At 74.4% G+C, this 21,591-nt stretch carries 19 protein-coding genes, 3 tRNA genes and 1 pseudogene; 11 read left to right on the top strand and 12 right to left on the bottom strand.

Translation table 11 applies throughout. The features are described from left to right. Window position 1: 1 nt before the first annotated feature. Window positions 2-1,222 (top strand): RNA polymerase sigma factor, encoded by a 1,221-nt coding sequence (locus HUT16_RS10750; protein ID WP_176187735.1) that lies wholly within the window; start codon window positions 2-4, stop codon window positions 1,220-1,222. A 22-nt stretch (window positions 1,223-1,244) separates the two neighbouring features. On the opposite strand, the gene HUT16_RS10745 is transcribed toward HUT16_RS10750, so the two are convergent. The 3 genes from HUT16_RS10745 to HUT16_RS10735 all read right to left on the bottom strand — a co-directional run bounded on the left by HUT16_RS10745 (window position 1,245) and on the right by HUT16_RS10735 (window position 4,605). After that, window positions 1,245-2,651, bottom strand: coding sequence for a glutamate decarboxylase (locus HUT16_RS10745; RefSeq protein ID WP_176187733.1), 1,407 nt, complete (start codon window positions 2,649-2,651; stop codon window positions 1,245-1,247). Window positions 2,652-2,772: 121 nt separating this feature from the next. Continuing rightward, complete coding sequence (locus HUT16_RS10740) at window positions 2,773-4,212, bottom strand: FGGY family carbohydrate kinase (protein WP_176187731.1); 1,440 nt, start codon at window positions 4,210-4,212, stop codon at window positions 2,773-2,775. 120 nt (window positions 4,213-4,332) lie between these two features. Continuing rightward, entirely contained in the window at window positions 4,333-4,605 is a 273-nt protein-coding gene (locus HUT16_RS10735; protein WP_254897751.1) for a hypothetical protein, read from the bottom strand. Window positions 4,606-4,939: 334 nt separating this feature from the next. On the opposite strand from HUT16_RS10735, the gene HUT16_RS10730 reads away from it, so the two are divergent. Both HUT16_RS10730 and HUT16_RS10725 read left to right on the top strand, forming a co-directional pair. Beyond that, window positions 4,940-5,012: transfer RNA gene (locus tag HUT16_RS10730), tRNA-Asn, on the top strand. A gap of 5 nt (window positions 5,013-5,017) precedes the next feature. Then, window positions 5,018-5,090: transfer RNA gene (locus tag HUT16_RS10725), tRNA-Asn, on the top strand. Window positions 5,091-5,229: 139 nt separating this feature from the next. Here HUT16_RS10725 and HUT16_RS10720 read toward each other — a convergent pair. Next, window positions 5,230-5,775, bottom strand: a complete 546-nt coding sequence (locus HUT16_RS10720; protein WP_254897750.1) for a serine protease — start codon at window positions 5,773-5,775, stop codon at window positions 5,230-5,232. A gap of 387 nt (window positions 5,776-6,162) precedes the next feature. Continuing rightward, window positions 6,163-7,044, bottom strand: coding sequence for a serine protease (locus HUT16_RS10715; RefSeq protein ID WP_176187729.1), 882 nt, complete (start codon window positions 7,042-7,044; stop codon window positions 6,163-6,165). 271 nt (window positions 7,045-7,315) lie between these two features. Here HUT16_RS10715 and HUT16_RS10710 point away from each other — a divergent pair. The 5 genes and pseudogenes from HUT16_RS10710 to HUT16_RS10695 all read left to right on the top strand — a co-directional run bounded on the left by HUT16_RS10710 (window position 7,316) and on the right by HUT16_RS10695 (window position 10,974). Then, window positions 7,316-7,389: transfer RNA gene (locus HUT16_RS10710), tRNA-Ile, on the top strand. Window positions 7,390-8,143: 754 nt separating this feature from the next. Further along, complete coding sequence (locus HUT16_RS10705) at window positions 8,144-8,824, top strand: ankyrin repeat domain-containing protein (RefSeq protein WP_176187727.1); 681 nt, start codon at window positions 8,144-8,146, stop codon at window positions 8,822-8,824. Further along, window positions 8,821-9,033, top strand: a complete 213-nt coding sequence (locus HUT16_RS38085) for a hypothetical protein (protein ID WP_254897749.1) — start codon at window positions 8,821-8,823, stop codon at window positions 9,031-9,033. The genes HUT16_RS10705 and HUT16_RS38085 overlap by 4 nt, the downstream gene beginning before the upstream one ends. Continuing rightward, a pseudogene (locus HUT16_RS10700) lies at window positions 9,011-10,009 on the top strand (YncE family protein); the annotation flags it as partial. The gene HUT16_RS38085 and the pseudogene HUT16_RS10700, both read left to right, overlap by 23 nt. Before the next feature lie 71 nt (window positions 10,010-10,080). After that, a complete protein-coding gene (locus HUT16_RS10695; protein WP_176187725.1) occupies window positions 10,081-10,974 on the top strand; it encodes a 1-aminocyclopropane-1-carboxylate deaminase/D-cysteine desulfhydrase in 894 nt (297 codons plus the stop codon). A 117-nt stretch (window positions 10,975-11,091) separates the two neighbouring features. Here HUT16_RS10695 and HUT16_RS10690 read toward each other — a convergent pair whose 3' ends face one another. Continuing rightward, window positions 11,092-12,645 (bottom strand): LCP family protein, encoded by a 1,554-nt coding sequence (locus HUT16_RS10690; protein WP_176187724.1) that lies wholly within the window; start codon window positions 12,643-12,645, stop codon window positions 11,092-11,094. Window positions 12,646-12,985: 340 nt separating this feature from the next. Further along, window positions 12,986-13,495 carry a MarR family winged helix-turn-helix transcriptional regulator gene (locus HUT16_RS10685; RefSeq protein ID WP_254897748.1) on the bottom strand — a complete coding sequence of 170 codons (510 nt, stop codon included), beginning with the start codon at window positions 13,493-13,495 and terminating at the stop codon, window positions 12,986-12,988. A 91-nt stretch (window positions 13,496-13,586) separates the two neighbouring features. Here HUT16_RS10685 and HUT16_RS10680 point away from each other — a divergent pair, with 91 nt between their 5' ends. Together HUT16_RS10680 and HUT16_RS10675 are read left to right on the top strand one after the other, a co-directional pair. Further along, window positions 13,587-14,609 carry an NADP-dependent oxidoreductase gene (locus tag HUT16_RS10680; protein ID WP_176187722.1) on the top strand — a complete coding sequence of 341 codons (1,023 nt, stop codon included), beginning with the start codon at window positions 13,587-13,589 and terminating at the stop codon, window positions 14,607-14,609. A 305-nt stretch (window positions 14,610-14,914) separates the two neighbouring features. Beyond that, on the top strand, window positions 14,915-15,409 hold the full coding sequence (locus HUT16_RS10675) for a DUF3145 domain-containing protein (protein ID WP_176187721.1): 495 nt from the start codon (window positions 14,915-14,917) through the stop codon (window positions 15,407-15,409). Between the two features lie 103 nt (window positions 15,410-15,512). Here the strand turns inward: HUT16_RS10675 and fabF are convergent, their stop codons facing one another. The 5 genes from fabF to HUT16_RS10650 form a co-directional block, all read right to left on the bottom strand. Further along, entirely contained in the window at window positions 15,513-16,781 is a 1,269-nt protein-coding gene (fabF, locus tag HUT16_RS10670; protein WP_176187719.1) for a beta-ketoacyl-ACP synthase II, read from the bottom strand. A 104-nt stretch (window positions 16,782-16,885) separates the two neighbouring features. Next, window positions 16,886-17,128, bottom strand: coding sequence for an acyl carrier protein (locus HUT16_RS10665; RefSeq protein ID WP_033222346.1), 243 nt, complete (start codon window positions 17,126-17,128; stop codon window positions 16,886-16,888). Window positions 17,129-17,209: 81 nt separating this feature from the next. After that, window positions 17,210-18,247: a beta-ketoacyl-ACP synthase III gene (locus HUT16_RS10660; protein ID WP_176187717.1), complete on the bottom strand. Its 1,038-nt coding sequence runs from the start codon at window positions 18,245-18,247 to the stop codon at window positions 17,210-17,212. Beyond that, the gene (locus tag HUT16_RS10655) at window positions 18,244-19,182 is read right to left on the bottom strand and encodes an ACP S-malonyltransferase (RefSeq protein WP_176187715.1); all 939 of its coding nucleotides are present in this window, start codon (window positions 19,180-19,182) and stop codon (window positions 18,244-18,246) included. The genes HUT16_RS10660 and HUT16_RS10655 overlap by 4 nt, the downstream gene beginning before the upstream one ends. Before the next feature lie 90 nt (window positions 19,183-19,272). Continuing rightward, window positions 19,273-20,469 carry a CdaR family transcriptional regulator gene (locus HUT16_RS10650; RefSeq protein ID WP_176192606.1) on the bottom strand — a complete coding sequence of 399 codons (1,197 nt, stop codon included), beginning with the start codon at window positions 20,467-20,469 and terminating at the stop codon, window positions 19,273-19,275. Between the two features lie 244 nt (window positions 20,470-20,713). Between HUT16_RS10650 and HUT16_RS10645 the strand changes: the two genes are divergently transcribed. Then, the gene (locus HUT16_RS10645) at window positions 20,714-21,538 is read left to right on the top strand and encodes a pirin family protein (RefSeq protein WP_254897747.1); all 825 of its coding nucleotides are present in this window, start codon (window positions 20,714-20,716) and stop codon (window positions 21,536-21,538) included. Window positions 21,539-21,591: the final 53 nt, after the last annotated feature.

Raw genomic sequence — 21,591 nt, 5'->3', positions numbered from 1 at the left:
GATGCCCGTGGAGCTTTCCGTTGCCCGCCCGCCCCAGACCGCCCCCGTCCGGGACGCCGCGATCCCGCCCCAGACCGGCCCGTCCGGCATCGAACGCACCCCCGCCCGGCCGGGCACCGAACCGGCCCCCACCCGGCAGGCCGACGCACGGCCGGCCGACGCGCAACAGACCGGAGTCCAGCAGGCCGACACCGCCGCCCCAGAGCCCGCCGCCGAGGCCGACACCACGGAGGCCGAGCCCGCCGAGGCCGAGCCCACCGCCGAGGAGCTCGCCGAGGAGCCGCCGGAGCCCGCGCTGGACGAGGGCACCGGCCCGGCCGCCGACCTGCTGCGCCAGTACCTGCGCGAGATCGGCCGGATCCGGCTGCTGACCGCCGTCGAGGAGGTGGAGCTGGCCCGGGCCATCGAGGCCGGACTGTTCGCGGAGGAGGCGATGGCCCGCGTCCCGGCCGCCGACGAGCGCCTGCTCGGCGACCTGGACCGGCTGGTGGTGCTCGGCCGGATCGCCAAGCGCCGCCTGATCGAGGCCAACCTGCGGCTGGTCGTCTCGGTCGCCAAGCGCTACGTCGGGCGCGGCCTGACCCTGCTCGACCTGGTGCAGGAGGGCAACCTGGGCCTGATCCGGGCGGTGGAGAAGTTCGACTACGCGCGCGGCTACAAGTTCTCCACCTACGCCACCTGGTGGATACGCCAGGCGATGAGCCGGGCCCTCGCCGACCAGGCCCGCACCATCCGGGTCCCGGTGCACGTGGTGGAGCTGATCAACCGGGTGCTGCGGGTGCAGCGCTCGCTGCTGCAGGAGCGCGGCGTCGAGCCGACGCCGGCCGAGGTCGGCAAGGTGCTGCAGCTGACGCCGGAGCGGGTCCGGGAGGTCCTCAAACTGGCCCAGGAACCGGTCTCGCTGCACACCCCGGTCGGCGAGGAGGACGACGTCGCGCTCGGCGACCTGATCGAGGACGCCGACGCCGCCTCACCGGCCGAGAGCGCCTCCTTCCTGCTGCTGCGCGAGCACCTGGAGGCGGTGCTGGCCACCCTGGGCGAGCGCGAGCGGCAGGTGGTCCAGCTCCGCTACGGCCTCGACGACGGCCGCCCGCGCACCCTGGAGGAGATCGGCCACCTGTTCGGGGTGACCAGGGAGCGGATCCGGCAGATCGAGGCCAAGACGCTCGGCAAGCTCCGCGACCACGCCTTCGCCGACCAGCTCCGCGGCTACCTGGACTGAGCCGCGGAGCCCCGTCCGGCCTTCAGTGGTGGAACCCGCTGCGCCTGGGCATCCCCAGCTCGCTGAGCGGCGCGGGCTGCTGCCGCAGCTCGGGCAGCAGCCGCTCCAGGTCGGCCAGCAGCAGGTCTGCCAGGTCCCGGGTGAACCCGTTGCGGCACACCACCCGCAGCACCGCCAGGTCGGTCCGATTCTCCGGGAAGGTGTACGCGGGGACCTGCCAGCCGCGTTCGCGCAGCCGCCGGGAGACGTCGAACACGTCGAACGGGCAGTCGTCCACGGTGGTGAACGCGAACACCGGCAGCTCGTCGCCCCGGGTGATCAGCCGGAACGGTCCGAGCTTCTCGACCTCCGCCGCCAGGTACCCGGCGACGTCCCGGCAGGCCTGCTGGATCGCGTGGTACCCGCTGAACCCGAGCCGCAGGAAGGAGTAGTACTGGGCGACCACCTCCGAGCCCGGCCGGGAGAAGTTCAGCGCGAAGGTCGGCATCTCGCCGCCCAGGTAGTTGACCCGAAACACCAGCTCCTCGGGCAGCGCCTCGCCGTCCCGCCACAGCGCCCAGCCGACGCCGGGGTACACCAGGCCGTACTTGTGGCCGCTGGTGTTGATCGAGGCCACCCGGGGCAGCCGGAAGTCCCACACCAGGTCCGGGTCCAGGAACGGCGCGACCATGCCGCCGGACGCCCCGTCCACGTGCACCGGCACGTCCAGGCCGGTGCGCTGCTGGAACCCGTCCAGGGCGGCGCAGATCTCGGCGATCGGCTCGTACGAGCCGTCGAAGGTGGAGCCGAGGATGCCGACCACGCCGATGGTGTTCTCGTCGCAGTGCGCCACCGCCTGCTCGGCGTCCAGGTGGAAGCGGTCGCCCTCCATCGGGACCAGCCGCGCCTCGACCTCCCAGAAGTTGCAGAACTTCTCCCAGCAGACCTGCACGTTGACGCCCATCACCAGGTTGGGCCGCGCCCCGGCCGCGTACCGGTCGGCGTTGCGGGCCATCCAGCGGCGCTTGAGCGCCATGCCGGCGAGCATGCACGCCTCGCTGGAGCCGGTGGTCGAGCAGCCCACCGCCGCGGCCGGGTCGGGCGCGTGCCACAGGTCGGCGAGGATCGCCACGCAGCGCCGCTCCAGCTCGGCGGTCTGCGGGTACTCGTCCTTGTCGATCATGTTCTTGTCGCGGCACTCGGACATCAGCCGGTCCGCGTACTCGTCCATCTGCGTGGTCACGAAGGTCGCCAGGTTGAGCTTGGCGTTGCCGTCCAGCATCAGTTCGTCGCGGATCAGCTGGTACGCGACGGACGGCGGGATCGGCACCCGGGGGAGCTGGTGCAGCGGCGGGGCCTGCTGCATCGCGCCCAGCGGGTCGGTCAGTACGTTCAGCGGACTGAACGGCACCCGCCGCTCCCCGTCCTTCTTCCCCTTGTGCAACGCCATGGCGGAACGTCCCTCCACTCGTGGAACCTCCACGGTGGCACCGGCCCGCTCGCCCCGCACGCGCACCCGCGAGCGGTCAGGACGCGGGCGGTCAGGGCACGGGCGGTCAGGACGCGGGCGGTCAGGACGCGGCGGTCTCCGGGTGGTACTGCTCGCGCAGCGCCGCGAACTGCTGGCGCACCGCGCTGCCGACCGCCAGGTCGTGCTCCTGCTCGGGGGCGAGCACCGTCAGGTCGGGCAGCTCCCAGTGCGGGGGCTCGGGCGTTCCGGCGAGCGCCCAGGCGGCCTGCCGGGCCGCGCCGCGCGCCGCGTGGTCGCCGCCCGGCGGGGGCACCACCACGGGCAGCCCGAACAGCTGCGGCGCGATCTGCCGCACGGCGGGCAGCCGCCCGGCCGTCCCCAGCAGGAACACCCGGTTCACCGCCACCCCGTGCCCGCGCAGCACGTCCAGCGCCTCCGCCAGGTTGCACAGCATGCCCTCGACGGCGGCCCGCGCCACGTGCTGCGGCGCCATCGACTCCGCCCGCAGCCCGGTCAGGGTGCCCGCCGCGTGCGGCAGCTTCGGCGTCCGCTCGCCGTCCAGGTAGGGCAGGAACACCATGCCGTACGCGCCGGGCGAGGACTGCAGGGCCAGCTCGGACAGGCCCGCCAGGTCGGTGCCGAGCATCGCGGCGGTGGAGCGCAGCACCTGCGCGGCGTTCAGGGTGGCCACCATCGGCAGGTGCCGGCCGGTGGCGTCCGCGAACGAGGAGACCAGGCCGGACGGGTCGACCACCGCCCGGTCGTGCACCGCGAAGATCGTCCCGTTGCCGCCCAGCGACACCACCGCGTCGCCCAGGCCCAGGCCCAGGCCCAGCGAGGCCGCCATGTTCTCCCCGGTGCCGGCCGAGATCAGCAGCCCCTCGGGGGTGTGCCCGGCGGGCTCGGCCGGGCCGAGCACGTTCGGGACGCCCAGCTCGTGGCCGAGCGCCAGCTTGATCAGGTCCTGCCGGTACTCGCCGGTGACCGGCGACCAGTAGCCGGTGCCGGAGGCGTCGCCGCGGTCCGTGGTGCGCCGCTTGGGCCCGCCCAGCAGCTGGGAGACCAGCCAGTCGTGCGGCAGCAGCACCTCGGCGATCCGCTGCGCCGACACCGGTTCGAACTCGGCCAGCCAGCGCAGCTTGGCGATGGTGTAGGTGGGGCCCGGCACCGCGCCGATCGCCTCCACCCAGGGCTGCGGCCCGCCCAGCGCGTCCAGCAGCGCGGCCGCCGAACCCGCCGAGCGGGGGTCGTTCCACAGCAGGGCGGGCCGCACCAGCACGCCGCCGGCGTCCAGCCCGATCAGGCCGTGCTGCTGGGCGGACACCCCGATCGCCCGGACGCCCTCCAGCAGGCCTCCGGCGGCGGCGTCGCCCAGCGAGTGCAGCCAGTTCTGCGGGTCGACCTCGGTGCTCCGGGCGTCCTCGCCCTCCGGCAGCGGGTGCGTGGCCCGGCCCTGCCGGAGCACGGCGCCGGTGTCGGCGTCGCACGCGACGATCCGGGTGCGAGTGGTGGAGCTGTCGATGCCCGCGACGATGGCCATGCCGAGATCATGCCGCAGTCGACGGCCGGGGCGGGGCCGACTGCCGCAAGTGTTGCCCAGTCGGTACCGGAACCACCCCGTCCGACGACCGTCCGCCCCAGCTCAACGGGGCTCCACGCCTCAGGGGCGTACGGTGCCCCAGCCGTCGTCCTCGCCGTGCTGCTTGGCGAAGTACGGGACGCGCTCGGTCAGCGCGTTCGGCAGCTTCTCGCCGACCTTGTCGGCGACCGCCCCGGCGGCCTTCCCGGCCACCGCGCCGGCCTGCTGCTTGGCCTTCTCCGCCGCGTCCTGCACCCGCGGGTTGTCCCGCACGTGCCGGGCCGCGCCGGCCAACTGCTCGTAGCGCTCGCGCCCGGCCCGGGTGCCGAGGACGTACCCGATCCCGAGACCCACCAACAACGACACCTTCCACATGCCCTGGTTCCACCCTTCGTCGCCGCGCGATTGTGTGCCGCGTCTACCCGTCCGGCCGGGCCGTGAACCACCCCGCCGGTGGCGGGTCCGGGCCAGCCGGAGCCGCCGTGCACCAGCATCCCCGTCCGCGCCCCGGGGCGCGCGCGGGGCGCGCCGGACCGGCCCGCCGCGGGGACCGGCCCCCGAGGTGGGGGAGGGCGCCGGGCAAAGCGATTGGCGGAACACCCCCCTGAGTGCGCTAATGTATGTCCCGCAGCGAGCGCCGCAGGTCTGGAGTGATCCGGACACCGGGGCGGTCGTGGCGGAAGTACGATCCTCCATAGCTCAATTGGCAGAGCAGCCGACTGTTAATCGGCAGGTTATTGGTTCGAGTCCAATTGGAGGAGCGCGGTCCCCCATAGCTCAATTGGCAGAGCAGCCGACTGTTAATCGGCAGGTTATTGGTTCGAGTCCAATTGGGGGAGCTTCACCGGCAGTCGCGGTGATCGGTACAGAACGAAGGCCCCCGGTTCTCCCGGGGGCCTTCGTGTTTCCCCGGCCCCTCGTGTTTCCGCCGGCCCTTCATGCCTCCCGCGCCCTTCATGCCTCCCGGGCCCGGCGTCCTCAGCCGGTGGCCTGCCGGTACAGCTCGGCGACGTGCGCGTCGAAGGCCACGCTGTACGAGGTGTCGGCGGTGTCGCCGCCCTCCTGGTAACCCCCTATCACCCCGATGACCCGGCCCGCGTCGGTGACCCACGGGCTGCCGCTGGTGCCGTTGGTGAACCCGGCGCAGTCGAAGCGCTGCTGGGTGGCGCCGTGCGCCGAGGTGCGGGCCCGGCAGGTGATCGGGGCGTCGTCCTCGTTCGGGTAGCCGGTGACGGTGACCTCCTGCCCCGGGCCGAGGTCGGCGGCGAACGCGTCGGCGCCCACCGCGTCCTCGACCTGTCGGCCGTCGAGCGGGGCGACGGCGAGGAAGGCCACGTCGTCGTCCTCGTCCTGCCCGTCCTCCCAGCCGGGGGCGACGGTCACCCCGGTGACCTGCCAGACGCCGTGCGGGGTCAGGCCGTTCCGGTAGCCGGGGGCGAACACCAGGCCGTCCAGCCGGACGCCGTCGGGCGCCGCGCAGTGGGCGGCGGTGACCAGCAGGTTCCGGCCGGGGCTGTGCACCACCCCGGCGGTGCAGGCCCGGGCGCCGTCGGGGCCGTCGACGAACAGCGCGCCGATCCGGTCGGTGGCCGGGCCGGCCGGGGCGGGGACGGCGGAGGCCCGTTCCGGCGCGCCGCCGGCCGTCCCGGCGGAGCCTGCAGCCGGACAGGGCCGGCAGCAGGGCCAGCGCGGCGGCCGCGGCGGCGGTGGCCCGGAACGGGCGGCCCGGCCCGGGGGTGGTGCGCGGCACCGTCGCTCGCTTCCGTTCGGCGGCCCGCCCGGGATGCCGGACGGCGGTCGCAGCAAGATCTACCAGGGCCCGCGCGGGCCGGGCAACCGCCCTCCCCGGGCCGCCCGCGAGCAGCCGGGACGCGGCCCGGCCCGGGGCCCGGCGGGGGCGCTGACGCGGGGTCACGAGCCGCCGGAGGCCTGCGCGTAGAGCGCCCGGACCCGTTCGCCGAAGTAGCTGCTGTAGGAGGTGTCGGCGCTGTCGCCGCCCTCCTGGTAGCCGCCGATCACGCCGACCACGGTGCCGGTGCGGGTCCCGGGGTCGAGCCGGGTGACCCAGGGGCTGCCGCTGGTGCCGCCGGTGTAGCCGGGGCAGTCGATCCGCAGCTGGGTGGGGCTCTGCTCGGTGGCGACGGTGCTGCAGGTGATCGGCTGGTCCGCGGTGCTCGGGTACCCGGTGACCTTCACCTCCAGGTCGTGGCCCGGGTCGGTGCCGAGCCGGTTGCCGCCCAGCACCTCCTGCACCTGCCGCCCGTCCTGCGGCCGCACGGTCGCGAAGGCCACGTCCACGTCCGGGTCGCCGTCGCGGCGCCAGGCCGGGTCGACGGTCACCGCGTCGACCGGCCAGACGCCCGACGGGGTGTCACCGTTCCGGTAGCCGGGGGCGAACACCAGGTCGGTGCGGGTCCGGCCGATCCGCGGCTGGACCAGGCAGTGCGCCGCCGTCACGATCAGGTTCCGGCCGGGGCTGTCGACCACGCTGGCGGTGCAGAAGTGGTCACCGTCCGGGCCGTGCGTGAACACCGCGCCGACCCGGCTGTCGAGCGGCGTCGGCGCGGCGGTCCGGGTGGTGCCCCGGGGCCGGTCGACCGCCGCGAGCAGGCGCTGCCGGCTCCAGCCGTGCGCGGCGGGCGGCCCGGTGCCGGAGGTTAGCGTGGCCGGGACCGGCGAGGGTGCCGAGGCGGCGGCGCCGGACGCGGCGGCCCCGCCGCCGGAGGAGCCGCAGCCGGTCGCCGCGACGGCCAGGGACACCGCCAGCGCCCCCGCACCCAAGGACCGCTTCATCCCGGACACCCGCTCCCGCTCGCGCCGACCTGGGGGTCCAGCCTCACCCGCCGACGGGCGGTCCGCCACCGCCGCTGCGCCGCACCGGGCCGGGCGCCGTGCCCGCCACCTGGGCGGTATCGGCGGCGCGGACGGGCGACGGGCCGTGCGTACCCGGATGCGCCCCCGGCGCGCACCACGGGTGATCGACCGGCTATGCTGCCGGGGGCGGCCCTGAGGGGCCGTCTGCTGCTGCCAGGACCGCATCGTCGGCCCCGGCGGGTCGAGTCGGGGGGCGGTAGCTCAGCCGGTTAGAGCAGGGGACTCATAATCCCTTGGTCGTGGGTTCGAGTCCCACCCGCCCTACCTCGGCCGCTGACGGAGAGTCAGCCGATCGGGCCCCCTGACCAGCGAGAATCCTCAACCCCCGCGCAGAGCATAGGGGAAGACCGGCCCCCGGGCGCAGTCCCGGCCGCCGAATTCCCCCTCCTGGGGGAACGGCCTGGGAACAACCGCCGGAGCTGTCCCTGCGGGAGCCGCCCCGCCCGGTGTCCGCCGGGCCCTGGCCGAGGTCCGAATCGAGCGGTGCCCGGTGGCTGCCGATCCCGGTGAAAGCGGGTCAAGAACCCCGGCTGAACCGCATGCTCGGGCAGCGGAGCACCCGCGAGCGGACGGAGCGCAGCCCTGCGACGTGGCGCCGCGGAGTGCGAAGCGGCGCTGACCGCAGCCCGTCCCGCCGGTGGGGCCCGCACCCATCGCGGGTGTCGGACGGGCTCGCACCCCCGGCGTTTCCGGGCCGCGAGGTAGTCGCCGGCCGGTTCGCGACGGGTCCTCTGCTCCGGGACGGGACGCGGCGGGATGGGACGAGGCGGGGCGGGGTGGGACGAGGCGGGGCGCTGAGCTGCGAGAACGTGGGTGGCGGCGGTCGCGCATCCACCGATCGGATGATGCCGGGGTCCACCGGAACGCTCGCCGGGTCTGGCCGGTTCGCCGACGAGGTGCGGTGGGGGGCGGGGCAAATATGGAGTCAGGACACCGAACCGCCCGCCCCGCCCGCCGCCCCCGCATCTGTTGAGGCATCCCCGTGCCGTACCTGCCGTCCCTCAGGAGGAGGACCGTGATGACCGCGATCGACCAACGCCTGCTCGCCGCCGCGCACGCCGGAGACCTCGACGCCGCCCGGGCCGCCCTGGCGGAGGGCGCCGACCCGGCGGCGCGCGATCCGCACGGGCGGACGGCGCTGCTGCTCGCCGCGCTCGCCGACCACGTCCCCGTCGCCGAACTCCTGGTCGCCGCCGGGGCGGACCCGAACGCCAAGGACGAGCGGGAGGACAGCCCCTGGCTGGTCACCGGCGTCACCGGCAGCGTGCCGATGATGCGCGCCCTGCTGCCCGCCGGACCGGACTTCGGGCTGACCAACCGGTTCGGCGGGGTGAGCCTGATACCCGCCGCCGAGCGCGGCCACGTCGCCTACGTACGGGCCGTGCTGGAGGAGACCGGCATCGAGGTCGACCACGTCAACCGGCTGGGCTGGACGGCCCTGCTGGAGGCCGTGATCCTCGGCGACGGCGGCCGCGCGCACACCGAGGTCGTCCGGCTGCTGCTCGCCGCAGGGGCGGACCCACGGCTCGCCGACGCCGACGGCGTGACGGCGCTGCGGCACGCCGAACGGCGCGGCTTCGACGCCCTGGCCGACCTGCTCCGCGAGGCCGAGACCGAGACCGAGGCCAAGGCCGAAGTAGAGACCGAGACCACGCCCGGGCCGCAGGGCCCGGGCCGGGAGAGCGGAGGCACTCCGTGAGCACCCGCCGCAGGCGCATCGGCCCGCTGCTGGCCGCCGCACCGGTGCTGGCCGTGCTGCTGGCCGGCTGCGCCGACCCGGGCGGCGGCAGCCCGCTGGCGCCCGGCTCCGTCCCGGCCGACGGCGTCCGCCGCCGCGTCCGCCGTCCCCGCTCCGGCCGCCCCGTCCGGTGGGCAGGCCGCCGGAGCGGCCCCGGCGCCCGCCCCTGATCCCACCCCGGCCGGGACGCTGCTGGTGGCCGACTTCGGGGCGGACACCGTCACCTTCGTCGATCCGGCGCGCGGGGCGACCGGCTCGGTACGGGTCGGCACGGCGCCGTACGCGGTGGCCGTCGGGGCGGAGGGGCGGGCCTGGGTGAGCACCGCGGAGGGTGTCGCCGAGGTCGACACCCGGGCGCGCACGCTGGTCCGCACCGTCGCGCTGCGCACCGACACCGGCCCGCCGGGGACGGGCGAGTACCGGGGCGGCGGCATGGGCCTGGCCCTGTCGCCGGACGGCACCCGGCTGTACGTCGGGGTGAACGTGCCCGGCCGGTCCGGCGTGCTGGAGGTCGTCGACACCGCGAAGGGCGAGGTCACCGGGGTGGCCCCGGTCGGCCGCCGCCCCTTCGACGTGGACGTCTCGGCCGACGGTCGGGAGGTCTACGCGACCGGTCACGACTCCTTCGACGTGACGGTGGTCGCGGCGGACGGCCTGGCCACCCGGCGGATCCAGGTCGCGCCGTACGGCACCGAGGGCGGGCTCGGCTCCTGGCTGAAACCGCACTACGCGGTGGTCCGGCCGGGCGACGGCAAGCTGCTGCTGCCCTTCGAGGGCGAGCGCCTGGCCGTGGTCGACCCGGTCACCGGGCAGGTGTCGACCGAGCCGATGACCGCCGACACCCACCAGCACGGCGCCACCGTCACGCTGGACGGGCGGCTGCTGGTGGTCGGCTCCGGCCCGGTCACCCGCGCCGACCGGGGCCCCAGTCTGACGGTCCGCGACCCGGACGGCAGCGAACGGGTCTACCCGCTCGGTGCCCCGCACGAGAACGTGGCGGTGTCAGCGGACGGGCGGACGGCGTACGTCACCGGCGGCTTTACCCGGGACGGCTACTGGGACGGCATCACCCTGGTCGACCTCGACAGCGGGGCCACCCACCGGCTGGAGGCCGGGCAGCGACCACTGGGGGTGGCGGTGCTCTGACCGGGGCCGGAGCCGACCGGGGCCGGGGCCGGGGCCGACCGGGCTCGGTGGCGAGGGCCTAGGGTGGGCGGATGCTTCCTGCCGCCGCCCTGCCCACGCCGCTGACGAGGGTCGACGACCCGGAGTTCGCCGCGGCGGGGGCGGAGCTGTGGCTCAAGCGGGACGACCTGGCGCACCCGACGGTGCCCGGCAACAAGTGGCGCAAGCTCGCGCCGAACCTGGAGCTGGCCCTCGCCGGGGGCGCCCGGGGGCTGCTCACCTACGGCGGGGCGTACTCCACCCACGTGCGGGCGGTGGCGGCCGCGGCGCACGGGCTCGGGCTGGCGAGCGTCGGCGTGATCCGCGGCGCGGAACTCGCCGGGCGGCCGCGCAACTGGTCGCTGGCCCGGGCCGAACGGGACGGCATGGTGCTGGAGTTCGTCGAGCGCTCCGCCTACCGGGAGGTGGCCACCGGCGGGCGGGAGCGGCGGGAGGGCTACTACGTGCTGCCCGAGGGCGGCTCCAACGGCCCGGCGGTGCGCGGCGCCGCGGTGATCGCCGGTGAACTCGCCGACCAGCAGCCGGACTTCGGCCCCCGGGACGTGGTGTGCTGCGCGGTCGGCACCGGCGGCACGCTGGCCGGGATCGCCGCCGGCCTGCCGCCGGGCCCGCGGGCGCTCGGGGTGGCGGTGCTGCGCGGCGAGGGGTACCTGGAGGGTGAGGTGACGGCCCTGCACCGGGCCGGGTACGGAAGGGAGTTCACCAACTGGCGGCTGGTGCACGGCTGGCACGGCGGCGGCTACGGGAAGGTCCCGCCGGAGCTGGAACGGTTCGCCCGGTGGTTCCAGGCCACGCACGGGGTGCCGGTGGAGCGCCGGTACGTGGCGAAGACGCTGTGGGCGGCGTACGGGCTGCTGCGGGCGGGCGAGTTCGCCGGGTGCCGGGTGACGGTGGTGGTGACGGGAGTGCCCGACCCGCAGCAGTGAGGCCCGCCCGCAGCAACTCGTACGCCTGCACCGGCCCCCGGCCCGGCCCCCGGCCCGGCCCCCGGCCCGGCCCCCGGCCCGGCCCCCGGCCCGGCCGGGGTACCGGGCGGCGGACGGTCAGCCGAAGCTGAGGTCGTTGCAGAGGTCGGTGTCGGCGGGCCGGGTGTTGTCGGCGATCCCGGACGGGATGCTGGAGGGGAGGGCGCTGGCGGAGGCGCCGGTACCGGTGGCTTCGGCGCCGGTCGGCACGTCGGGGGCGCCGGCGTCGGCGCGGTCCTGGCCGAGGGTGAGGACGACGCCGTCGACGGCGCCGGAGCGGAGTTCGGCGCCGGGGTAGAGCTGGGCGAGGCGTTCGGCGGCGGCCCGCCGGGAGGGCTCGTACTCGATCAGGGTGGTGCGGCGGGCCGCGGTGTTGGCGCCGATGGTGATGTCGGTGTAGCCGTTGCCGCGCAGGGCGAGCGCGGTGCGCCCGGCCAGGCCGCCCGACTTGGCGGCGTTGTGCACGGTGACGGGCACCTTCAGCAGGGCGGCGTCGGCGTCGGCACTGCTGGAGGCGGAGGCGGTGGCGGAGGGGGAGGCGCCGGGGCTGGGCCCGGTGCCGGTGCCGGTGCCCGCGCCCGGGGTGGCGCCGCTGTCGGTGGCGCGGCCGTCCAGGGTGCGGTCCTGGCGCAGCAGGTTCCACAGGATGCTCGCGTCCGGCTCGACCACGGCGACGCGCGCGCCCTGGAAGCGCCAGGGGAGGGTGACGAACTGGATGTCGGAGAGCTGGATGTCCTGGAGCGACTGGGCGAACTCGGCCAGCTTGTAGGGGGAGCCGAGCCCGGGGTCGACGGTGAGCGACTTGGTGGCGGCGTCGGCGAGCGGCAGCAGGGTGGTCAGGTCGAAGCCCTTGCCCTGCACCTTCTTGATCAGCGAGGACATGAACGCCTGCTGGCGGAGCATCCGGCCGATGTCGGAGCTGTCGCCGATGCCGTGCCGGGCCCGGACGTAGTCCACCGCCTGCTGCCCGGAGACGGTCTGCCGGCCCTTGGTGAGGTGGATGCCGTAGGAGTCCACGTCGTTGGGGACGCAGACGTCGACGCCGCCGACGGCGCTGGTGATGGCCGCGAAGCCCTTGAAGTCGACGACCAGGGTGTGGTCGATCCGCAGCCCGGTCAGCGCCTCCACGGTGTTCTGCGTGCAGGCCGGGTTGCCCTGCTTGAACTCGCCCACGGTGAAGGCCGAGTTGAACATCTGGTTGGTCCGCTGGCTGCTCCACTTGCCGTCCTGCAGGAGGCAGGCCGGGATGGTGACCAGGGTGTCGCGCGGTATCGACACGCCGACGGCGTGCTTGTGGTCGGCGTACACGTGCAGCAGGATCGCGGTGTCGGAGTGGCCCACGCCCTCGTCGCCGCCGCCCAGCGAGCTGTTGCCGTCGTCGCGGGTGTCGGAGCCGAGCAGCAGGACGTTGACGGGGACGCCGCCGGTGGGCGCGGGCGTGGCGACCGGCGGGCGGCTGGAGGCGATGCCCTCGGGCGCGAAGGTCGTGATGTTGTGGTCCAGCCGCTGGTAGTACCAGGCGCCGGCCCCGGCGGCGGCGACGACGAGTGCGGCAGCGGTGGCCCCCAGGCCACGGGCTATTCGGCGGCCGCGGGAGCGGGCCGAGGCGGGTCTCTGCGTGGCGTCGGTCATCGGTCGGCGGTCTCTCTGCGCGCAGCGGCAACTGGTGCCCGAGGGAAGGCACTCGGCTGATCCGCCGCACTGCGGATCGGCACTCGTCAATACTTGGACGGTTCGGTACGCGGAATGGTTACACGCGAACCATTTTTTTCGGGAGTTTTTTCGACCCCGCCGGGCCGGCCGGTCCGACGGCCCCGCCCGGCCTCATCACGGGCGCGGCGGACGGATGGCGGATGCACAGTGGACGGGCCGCGGGCAGGCGGTGAACAGGCAGTAAAAAGGCGGCGGAAGGTGTCCGGTGGTGGTGAGTGGGGGGCTGGCGCAGAGGTGTCGGCGTGCTGCTGACGGCGGCTCAGCCGGTCTTCGCGTCGGCTGCGCCGCTGCCGGGGGCGGCACCCGAGCCGGTGGAGTCGAGCATCCGCCGCAGCAGGTCGCGCAGTTGCCCGCGCTCGTCGCCGTCGAGGGCGGCCAGCGGCTCGCGGGCGAAGTTCAGCGACTCGCGCAGTTCGTTGGAGGCCGAGCGGCCGGCGTCGGTGGCGACCACCAGCTTGACCCGGCGGTCCTGCGGGTCGGACTCGCGGGTGACGAAGCCGCGCCCCTCCAGCCGGTCGACGATGCCGGTGATGTTGGACGGCTCGCAGGAGAGCGTCTGGGCGATGTGCCGCATCGGCATCGGCCCGCGCCGTAGCAGCGCCAGCACCTTGGCCTGGGCGCCGGTGAGCGAGCGGGCGGCCGCGGCCTCCTCGTACTCGCGGTGGAAGAGTCCGACCAGGCGCGCCATCAGGTCGACGACCTCCAGCGTGATCGGGTCGACAGTCGGTGTCTGCTCCTCCGCCATGACCTGCTCCTCCTGCTCCGCCATGCTTCCGATTCTAGCTGAACATTTGACAACCTGAACTTTTCATTCGCACGATTGCTTTAGCTGGTGAACATTTCATCCCGAGGAGTGTGTGATGGCAGCAGAGCAGGACGTTCCCGCCACCGGACGCGAGTGGCACCTGGCGGCGCGCCCGCAGGGCTGGCCCGTCCCGGCCGACTTCGCGCTGGTCGAGGCCTCCGTTCGGCGCCCCGGCCCGGGGCAGATCACGGTGCGCAACGCCTACCTCTCCGTCGACCCGTACATGCGCGGCCGGATGAACGACGTGAAGTCCTACGTCCCGCCGTACGCGCTCGGGGCGCCGATGGACGGCGGGGCGGTCGGGTACGTGGTGGCCTCCGAGGCGGAGGGGTTCGCGGTCGGGGACGCCGTGCTGCACGGGCTGGGCTGGCGCGAGTACGCCACGCTGGACGCCGCGCACGCCGCGAAGGCGGACCCGGAACTCGCCCCGCTCTCCGCCTACCTGGGCGTCCTGGGGATGCCCGGGCTGACCGCGTACGCCGGGCTGCTGGAGGTCGCCTCGTTCCGGGAGGGCGACACCGTGTTCGTCTCCGGCGCGGCCGGTGCGGTCGGCTCGCTGGTCGGCCAGATCGCCCGGCTCAAGGGCGCGGAGCGGGTGGTCGGCTCGGCCGGCTCCGCCGCGAAGGTCGCCACCCTGGTCGAGGAGTACGGGTTCGACGCCGCCTTCGACTACAAGGCGGGCCCGGTCGCGGAGCAACTGGCGAAGGCCGCCCCCGGGGGCATCGACGTGTACTTCGACAACGTCGGCGGCGAGCACCTGGAGGCCGCGATCGGCGCGCTCAACGTGCACGGCCGGGTCACCCTGTGCGGCGCCATCGCCCAGTACAACGACACCTCCGCCCCGGCCGGGCCGCGCAACCTGGCGCTGGCCATCGGCAAGCGGCTGCGCCTGCAGGGCATGCTCGTCGGCGACCACGCCGCGCTGCGCGGACAGTTCCTCGCCGAGGTCGGCGGCTGGCTGCGGGACGGCTCGCTGCGCTTCGACGAGACCGTGGTCGAGGGCGTGGAGAACGCCGCCGAAGCCTTCATCGGCCTGTTGCGCGGCGCCAACACCGGGAAGATGGTCGTCAAGGTCTGACCCCGCGTCGGCTGCTGGGCCGTCAACACCCGCACCGTCAGCACCCGCACCGTCAGCACGCCCCCGCCGGAGCGCGATCCCCGGCGGGGGCGCGCGCATGCGGCCGTTCGGGGGAGGTGGGCGCTGTGAGGGTAGACCTGTCGGAGGAACCGACTAGCATGGGGTGAAAGCTTGTCCGTTTTGATCGATTTGATGACCTAATGTCGAATAAGTTGAGCTTCACGGGGTAGCCACTGGTCAGGACCGCCGGTGACGGAACGAGGCAGCTGGGGAAGGCGACCCTCGTCCACAGCCAGGAGGTCCCGGTGACGACACGTGGTGTGCTCTACATCCACTCCGCGCCCCGCGCGCTGTGCCCGCACGTCGAGTGGGCGGTCGCGGGCGTGCTCGGCGTGCGGGTCAACCTCGACTGGATCAGGCAGCCGGTCGCGCCCGGCCACTGGCGGTCCGAACTCTCCTGGCAGGGGGAGCCCGGCACCGCCTCCAAGCTCGCCTCCGCGCTGCGCGGCTGGCAGTTGATGCGCTACGAGGTGACCAGCGAGCCCTGTGCCACGGCGGAGGGCGAGCGGTACTCCTCCACGCCCGCGCTCGGCGTCTTCCACGCCGTCACCGGCATCCACGGCGACATCCTGATCCCCGAGGACCGGCTCCGCGCCGTGCTGCTGCGCGCCCGCAGCGAGGGCGGCGACCTGGAGACGGAGATCGCCAGGCTGCTCGGCAAGCCCTGGGACGACGAGCTGGAGCCGTTCCGGTATGCGGGCGAGGGCGCGCCGGTGCGCTGGCTGCACCAGGTGGTGTGACGGACGCGAACGCGTGAGGGGGGTGCGGGGGCCTCGGCCCCCGCACCCCCCTCACGGGCGGTCGGATCAGCGGTCGGACCGGCGGTCGGACCAGACGCTGGGATCAGACGGTGCGGAAGGCCAGCACCACGTTGTGGCCGCCGAAGCCGAAGGAGTTGTTGAGGGCGGCGATGCGGCCCTCGACCGGCAGCTTGCGGGCCTCGTCGCGGACGATGTCGGCGTCGATGTCGTCGTCCAGGTCGACCACGTTGACGGTCGGCGGGGCGATCCGGTTGTACAGGGCGAGCACGGTGGCGACGGTCTCGATGCCGCCGGCGCCGCCGAGCAGGTGGCCGGTCATCGACTTGGTGGCGGAGATCGCCACGTGGTCGAGGTGCTCACCCAGGGTGCGGCGCAGCGCCTTGATCTCGGCGGTGTCACCCTGCGGGGTCGAGGTGGCGTGCGCGTTGACGTGCACGACCTCGGACTTGTCCAGCTCGTTGCGGGCGAACAGGTCGTCGATCGCGCGGGCCACGCCGGCGCCGGTCGGCTCGGGCTGGGCGATGTGGTGGGCGTCCGAGGACAGGCCCTGGCCGACGGCCTCGCAGTAGACCCGGGCGCCGCGGGCGGCGGCGTGCTCGGCGGACTCCAGCACGACCACGCCCGCGCCCTCGCCGAGCACGAAGCCGTCACGGCCCTTGTCGTACGGGCGGGAGGCGTGCTGCGGGTCGTCGTTGTTCTTGGACATCGCCATCATGTTGGAGAAGGCGACGATCGGCAGCGGGTGCACCGCGGCCTCGGTGCCGCCGGCCACCACCACGTCGGCGCGGCCGGTGCGGATCATCTCGATCGCGTAGCCGATCGCCTCGGCGCCGGAGGCACAGGCGGAGACGGGGGTGTGCACGCCCGCGCGGGCGCCGACCTCCAGGCCGACGTTGGCCGCCGGGGAGTTGGGCATCAGCATCGGGACGGTGTGCGGGGAGACCTTGCGGACGCCCTGCTCCTTGAGCACGTCGTACTGGTCGAGCAGGGTGGTGACGCCGCCGATGCCGGAGGCGATGACCGCGCCCAGGCGCTCGGGGGCCAGCGGGTTGGCCTCGTCGGTGGCCGGGGCCTCGTAGCCCGCGTCCTTCCAGGCCTCGCGGGCGGCGATCAGCGCGAACTGCGCCGAGCGGTCCAGCTTGCGGGCCAGCGGGCGGGGCAGGATCTCGCCGGGCTCGACCGCGACCCGGGCGGCGATCCGGACGGGCAGCTCGGCGGCCCAGTCCTCGGTGAGGGCGCGGACCCCGGACTTGCCGGCCAGCAGGCCCTCCCAGAAAGTGGCGGCGTCGCCGCCCAGCGGCGTGAAGGCGCCGATACCCGTGACGACCACGGTGCGGTTTTCAGCAGTCACTGGTTCTTCTTCTCTCACATCTGAGGGGAGGACCGGGGGGCCGGAGGGGGAGGGTGCCGGTCGGGGCGCGTCGGGCGCGCCCCGACCGGGAGCCTGACGGAAGGTCAGACGTTGGCGACGATGAAGTCCACCGCGTCGCCGACGGTCTTGAGGTTCTTGACCTCGTCGTCCGGGATCTTCGCGCCGAAGCGCTCCTCGGCGGCGACGACGACCTCGACCATGGACAGCGAGTCGACGTCCAGGTCGTCGGTGAAGGACTTGTCGAGCGCGACGTCCTCGACCGGGATGCCGGCGATCTCGTTCACGATCTCGGCGAGACCTTCGAGAACCTCTTCGCGGGTAGCCATATCGGCTGCTCCTTCTCGGTGTTGACCGTGCCGGTCCGGCGGACCGGCACGGGTTTCCAGGGGGGTGGCGGGGAAAGACGCCTAGGGGAGAGTAACGACCGCGGCGGCGTAGACCAGACCGGCACCGAAGCCGATGATCAGTGCCAGGTCGCCGCTCTTGGCCTCGCCGCGCTCCAGCATCCGCTCCATGGCGAGCGGAATGGAGGCGGCGGAGGTGTTGCCGGTCTCCGCGATGTCGCGGGCTACCGGGACGTTCGGGGGCAGGTCCAGCTTCTTGACCATGGCGTCGATGATGCGCATGTTCGCCTGGTGCGGGATGAACGCGCCCAGCTGGTCGGCGGTGATCCCGGCGGCCTCCAGGGCCTGCTCGGCGACCTTCGCCATGTCGTACACCGCCCAGCGGAAGACCGTCTGGCCCTCCATCCGCAGGGCCGGCCACTTGACCCCCTGCTCGGCGTCGCCGGGCCCGTTGACGGCGTCCGGCTTGGCGAACGCGGTGTCCCAGGCCTGGGTCTGCGAGATCACCTCGGCCTGCGAGCCGTCCGAACCCCAGATCACCTTGCCGATGCCGGGGGTCTCGGACGGGCCGACGATCGCGGCGCCCGCGCCGTCGCCGAAGATGAACGCGGTCGAGCGGTCGGTGACGTCGGTCAGGTCGGACAGCCGCTCCACGCCGATCACCAGCACGTACTCGGCGCTGCCGCCGCGCACCATGCCGTTGGCCAGGCTCAGGCCGTAGCCGAAGCCCGCGCAGGCGGCCGAGATGTCGAACGCCGGGGCGGTGCCGCAGCCGAGCCGCTGGGCGATCTCGGTGGCGATCGCCGGGGTCTGCTTCAGGTGCGAGACGGTGGCGACGATGACGCCGCCGATCTGCTCCGGCCGGATGCCGGCCATCGCGACGGCCTTGCCGGCGGCCTGCACCGACATCTCGGCGACCGTCTCCTCCGGGCCCGCCCAGCGGCGCTCGGCGATGCCGGAACGGGTGCGGATCCACTCGTCCGAGGAGTCGATCCAGTTCAGGACCTCGGAGTTGGGGATCACCCGGGTCGGCCGGTAGCCGCCCACGCCGTGGATGCGGGAGTACTGGGCGCCGGTGGCCGGCTTGATGGTCACGCTCATGCGGTCGTCTCCTGGCTGCCGTGCTCGGCCACGAGCGCGCGGGCCTTGTCGAGATCGGCAGGGGTCTTCAGGGCCAGCGTGGCGACACCCTTGACGTTGCGCTTGACCAGGTTGGTGAGGGTTCCGGCGGGGGACAGCTCGATCACGGCGGTCGCGCCGAGCTGCTGCAGGGTCTCCATGCACAGGTCCCAGCGGACCGGGTTGGAGACCTGCGAGACCAGGCGGGCGAGCACCTCGGCGCCGGAGCCGACCACCTCGCCGTCCCGGTTCGAGAGGTAGGTGACGGCCGGGTCGGCGGCGGTGAGGGTCGGCGCCAGCTTCTCCAGCCGGGCCACGCCCGGGGCCATGTGCGAGGTGTGGAAGGCGCCCGCGACCTTCAGCGGGATCAGCCGCGCCCCGGCCGGCGGGTCCGCCTTCAGCGCGGCGAGCTGCTCCAGCGTCCCGGCGGCGACGAGCTGGCCGCCGCCGTTGTTGTTCGCCGGGGTCACGCCGTGCTCGGCGAGCTTGGCGAGCACGGTCTCCGGGTCGCCGCCGAGCACCGCGGTCATGCCGGTCGCGGTCGCCGCGGCGGCCTCCGCCATGCCCAGGCTGCGCTCGCGGACGAAGCCCAGCGCGTCCTCCTCGGAGAGCACCCCGGCCAGCGCCGCGGCGGTGATCTCGCCGACGCTGTGGCCGGCCACCGCGCCGACCTGCCCGGCCAGGCCCTGCGGGAACAGCGCCGCGGCGGTCACCAGGCCGGCGGCCACCAGCAGCGGCTGCGCGACGGCGGTGTCCTTGATCTCCTCCTCGGAGGCCTCGGTGCCGGCGTGCACCAGGTCGAGGCCGGCCGTCGCCGACCACCGGCGCAGCCGGTCGGCGGCGCCGTCCAGTTCGAGCCAGGGGTTGAGGAAGCCGGGAGTCTGGGCACCCTGTCCAGGGGCGACGATAACGAGCACGGTTCAACCCTCTCTCGCCGGACGCCCGGGGGCGGGTAGGCGACGATGACGAAGAAAAGCACGTCGGCTTGTGGGTTCCCTACAGTCGGTTCAGCCCTGGTCAGAGCCGGAACCGAGACGCCCCAGAGCAAGGGCGATGCGCAGGGTGAAGGCCGAACGTACGTCTGACGGAGCATAGCCGGTGACGTCTGTCACACGACGCAGCCGGTAGCGCACGGTGTTCGGGTGGACGAAGAGCATCCGGGCCGCGCCCTCCAGCGAGGACGCCTGCTCCAGGTAGACGCTCAGCGTCTCCAGGAGCGCCGAACCGGCCTCCTCCAGGGGTGTGTAGATCTCCTCCACCAACTGACGGCGCGCCACCTCGTCGCCCGCCAGCGCCCGTTCCGGCAGCAGGTCGTCGGCCAGCACCGGGCGGGGCGCGTCCGGCCAGGCCGCGCACGCCTTCAGACCCTGCGCGGCGGCGTGCGCCGAGCGGGTCGCCGACAGCAGGTCGCCGACCGTGGGGCCGACCACCACCGGGCCCGGCGCGAACTGGCCGATCAGCGCCCGGGCGGCGTGCACCGGCTCCTTCTCGCCGCCGACCACCACCACCAGGCGGCGGCCCAGCACCCCGGTCAGCACGTGCAGCTTGGCGTACCGGGCGGCGCGCCGGATCGCCTCCACCACCAGCTCGCTGTCCCCGTCCGGGGCGCTGCCCATCACCACCCGCACCTGGCTGGGCTGGCCCCAGCCGAGCGCCGCCGCCCGCGACAGCACGCCCTCGTCGGCGTCCCCGGACAGCAGCGAGTTCACCACCAGCGCCTCCAGCCGGGCGTCCCACGCGCCGCGCGCCTCGGCGGCCTGCGCGTACACCTGGGCGGTGGCGAAGGCGATCTCCCGGGCGTAGACCAGCACCGACTCGCGCATCCCCGCCTCGTCGCCGGGCGCGGCCACCTCCTCGATGGCCTCCTCCATCACCTCGATGGTGGTGCGGATCAGCTCCACGGTCTGCCGCAGCGTGATCGCCCGGGTCAACTCCCGCGGCGCGGTGCCGAACACGTCGGTGGAGATCGCCTGCGGCGCCTCCGGGTGCCGGTACCACTCGGTGAACGCCGCGATGCCCGCCTGCGCGACCAGGCCGATCCACGAGCGGTGCTCCGGCGGCATCCGCCGGTACCAGGCCAGCTGGTCGTCCATCCGGGCGATCGCCGCGGACGCCAGCTTGCCCGCCGACTTCTCCAGCCGCTTCAGCGTCGCCGCCCGCAGCTCCGCCCGCTCGGCGGCCAGCCGGCGCTCCTCGGCCGTCATCCGGCCCCGGCCCGGCACCCCGGCGGGACGCCCGGCGGCGGGGCGCTTGGCGGGCTTCTTCTCCTGGACCTTCTCGGCGGACCGCTCCGGGGAGGAGCGCTCGCCGGACGACCGGTCGGAGGGCTTGTCGGGTTTCGCTGAAGCGGATGGCACGGCACTAGCCTGCCTCACGCCGACGGGTGCTCGTGCACACCCGGCCCGATGTCGTCCGGTGGCACCCGTCACACCGGCTACCGTGGTGCCCGTGAGCGTGGATTCTTCGCCCGAGGACGGGCAGGCATTCGAACCCCTCGAACCGGCGTCCGGCCCCGGCCGCAAGGAGCGCGGCCGCGCCGACCTGAGGCGCACCGCCGAGCGTTACCTGTCGGAACCCGCCGAAGGCGTCACCACCCGGCACGCCTTCTCCTTCTCCGGCCACTACGACCCGAAGAACACCTCCTTCGGCGCGCTGCTCGCCTGCAACGAGGAGACGATCGCCCCCGGCGCCGGGTACGAGGCGCACCGGCACAGCGAGACCGAGATCGTCACCTGGATCGTCTCCGGCGCGCTCGCCCACCGCGACGACGCGGGCCACGCGAGCGTGCTGCGGCGCGGCACGGTGCAGGTGCAGTCCACCGGCACGGGCATCAGCCACACCGAACGCAACCCCGGCGGGGCCACCGAACCGGTCACCTTCGTCCAGATGTGGCTCCAGCCCGACGAGTACGGCTCCGCGCCGGGCGTCGGCCTGCGCACCGTCCCGGACGGCGACGGGCTCACCCTGCTCGCCTCCGGCCGGCCCGACGGGCGGGCGCTGCGGCTGCGGCGCAGCGACGCGGCCCTGTGGCTGGTGCGGGCCCCGGCCTGGATGCCGCTGCCCGAACTGCCCGCCGCCCCCTACCGCTACGTCCACGTGGTGGCCGGCTCGGTCGGCTACCGCACCGTCCCCGGCCCGCAGGGCGGCGGCCGTTCGGCGGCCGCCGGCGACTCCGTCCGGATCACGGGCGACGCGTTCGCGGACCCGACGGCGGGGGAGGACGGCGTCGAACTGCTGCTGTGGGAGATGCACACGCCCGTGCAGTACGGCTAGCGGGACGGCGGGACGGCCGGGTGGTGCCGACAGGGTCGCGGGGCGGGCGGTGG

The sequence above is a fragment of the Kitasatospora sp. NA04385 genome, from assembly GCF_013364235.1.
Classification (GTDB): Bacteria; Actinomycetota; Actinomycetes; order Streptomycetales; family Streptomycetaceae; genus Kitasatospora.
Note: the sequence above shows the minus strand (reverse complement) of the source record. Positions and strands in the feature narration are given on the sequence as shown.

Coding starts and splice junctions, on each gene's coding strand:
- HUT16_RS10750 (WP_176187735.1), top strand. CDS start 2: ATGCCCGTGGAGCTTTCCGTTGCCCGCCCGCCCCAGACCGCCCCCGTC.
- HUT16_RS10745 (WP_176187733.1), bottom strand. CDS start 2,651: ATGGCGTTGCACAAGGGGAAGAAGGACGGGGAGCGGCGGGTGCCGTTC.
- HUT16_RS10740 (WP_176187731.1), bottom strand. CDS start 4,212: ATGGCCATCGTCGCGGGCATCGACAGCTCCACCACTCGCACCCGGATC.
- HUT16_RS10715 (WP_176187729.1), bottom strand. CDS start 7,044: ATGAAGCGGTCCTTGGGTGCGGGGGCGCTGGCGGTGTCCCTGGCCGTC.
- HUT16_RS10705 (WP_176187727.1), top strand. CDS start 8,144: ATGACCGCGATCGACCAACGCCTGCTCGCCGCCGCGCACGCCGGAGAC.
- HUT16_RS10695 (WP_176187725.1), top strand. CDS start 10,081: ATGCTTCCTGCCGCCGCCCTGCCCACGCCGCTGACGAGGGTCGACGAC.
- HUT16_RS10690 (WP_176187724.1), bottom strand. CDS start 12,645: ATGACCGACGCCACGCAGAGACCCGCCTCGGCCCGCTCCCGCGGCCGC.
- HUT16_RS10685 (WP_254897748.1), bottom strand. CDS start 13,495: ATGGCGGAGCAGGAGGAGCAGGTCATGGCGGAGGAGCAGACACCGACT.
- HUT16_RS10680 (WP_176187722.1), top strand. CDS start 13,587: ATGGCAGCAGAGCAGGACGTTCCCGCCACCGGACGCGAGTGGCACCTG.
- HUT16_RS10665 (WP_033222346.1), bottom strand. CDS start 17,128: ATGGCTACCCGCGAAGAGGTTCTCGAAGGTCTCGCCGAGATCGTGAAC.
- HUT16_RS10660 (WP_176187717.1), bottom strand. CDS start 18,247: ATGAGCGTGACCATCAAGCCGGCCACCGGCGCCCAGTACTCCCGCATC.
- HUT16_RS10650 (WP_176192606.1), bottom strand. CDS start 20,469: ATGACGGCCGAGGAGCGCCGGCTGGCCGCCGAGCGGGCGGAGCTGCGG.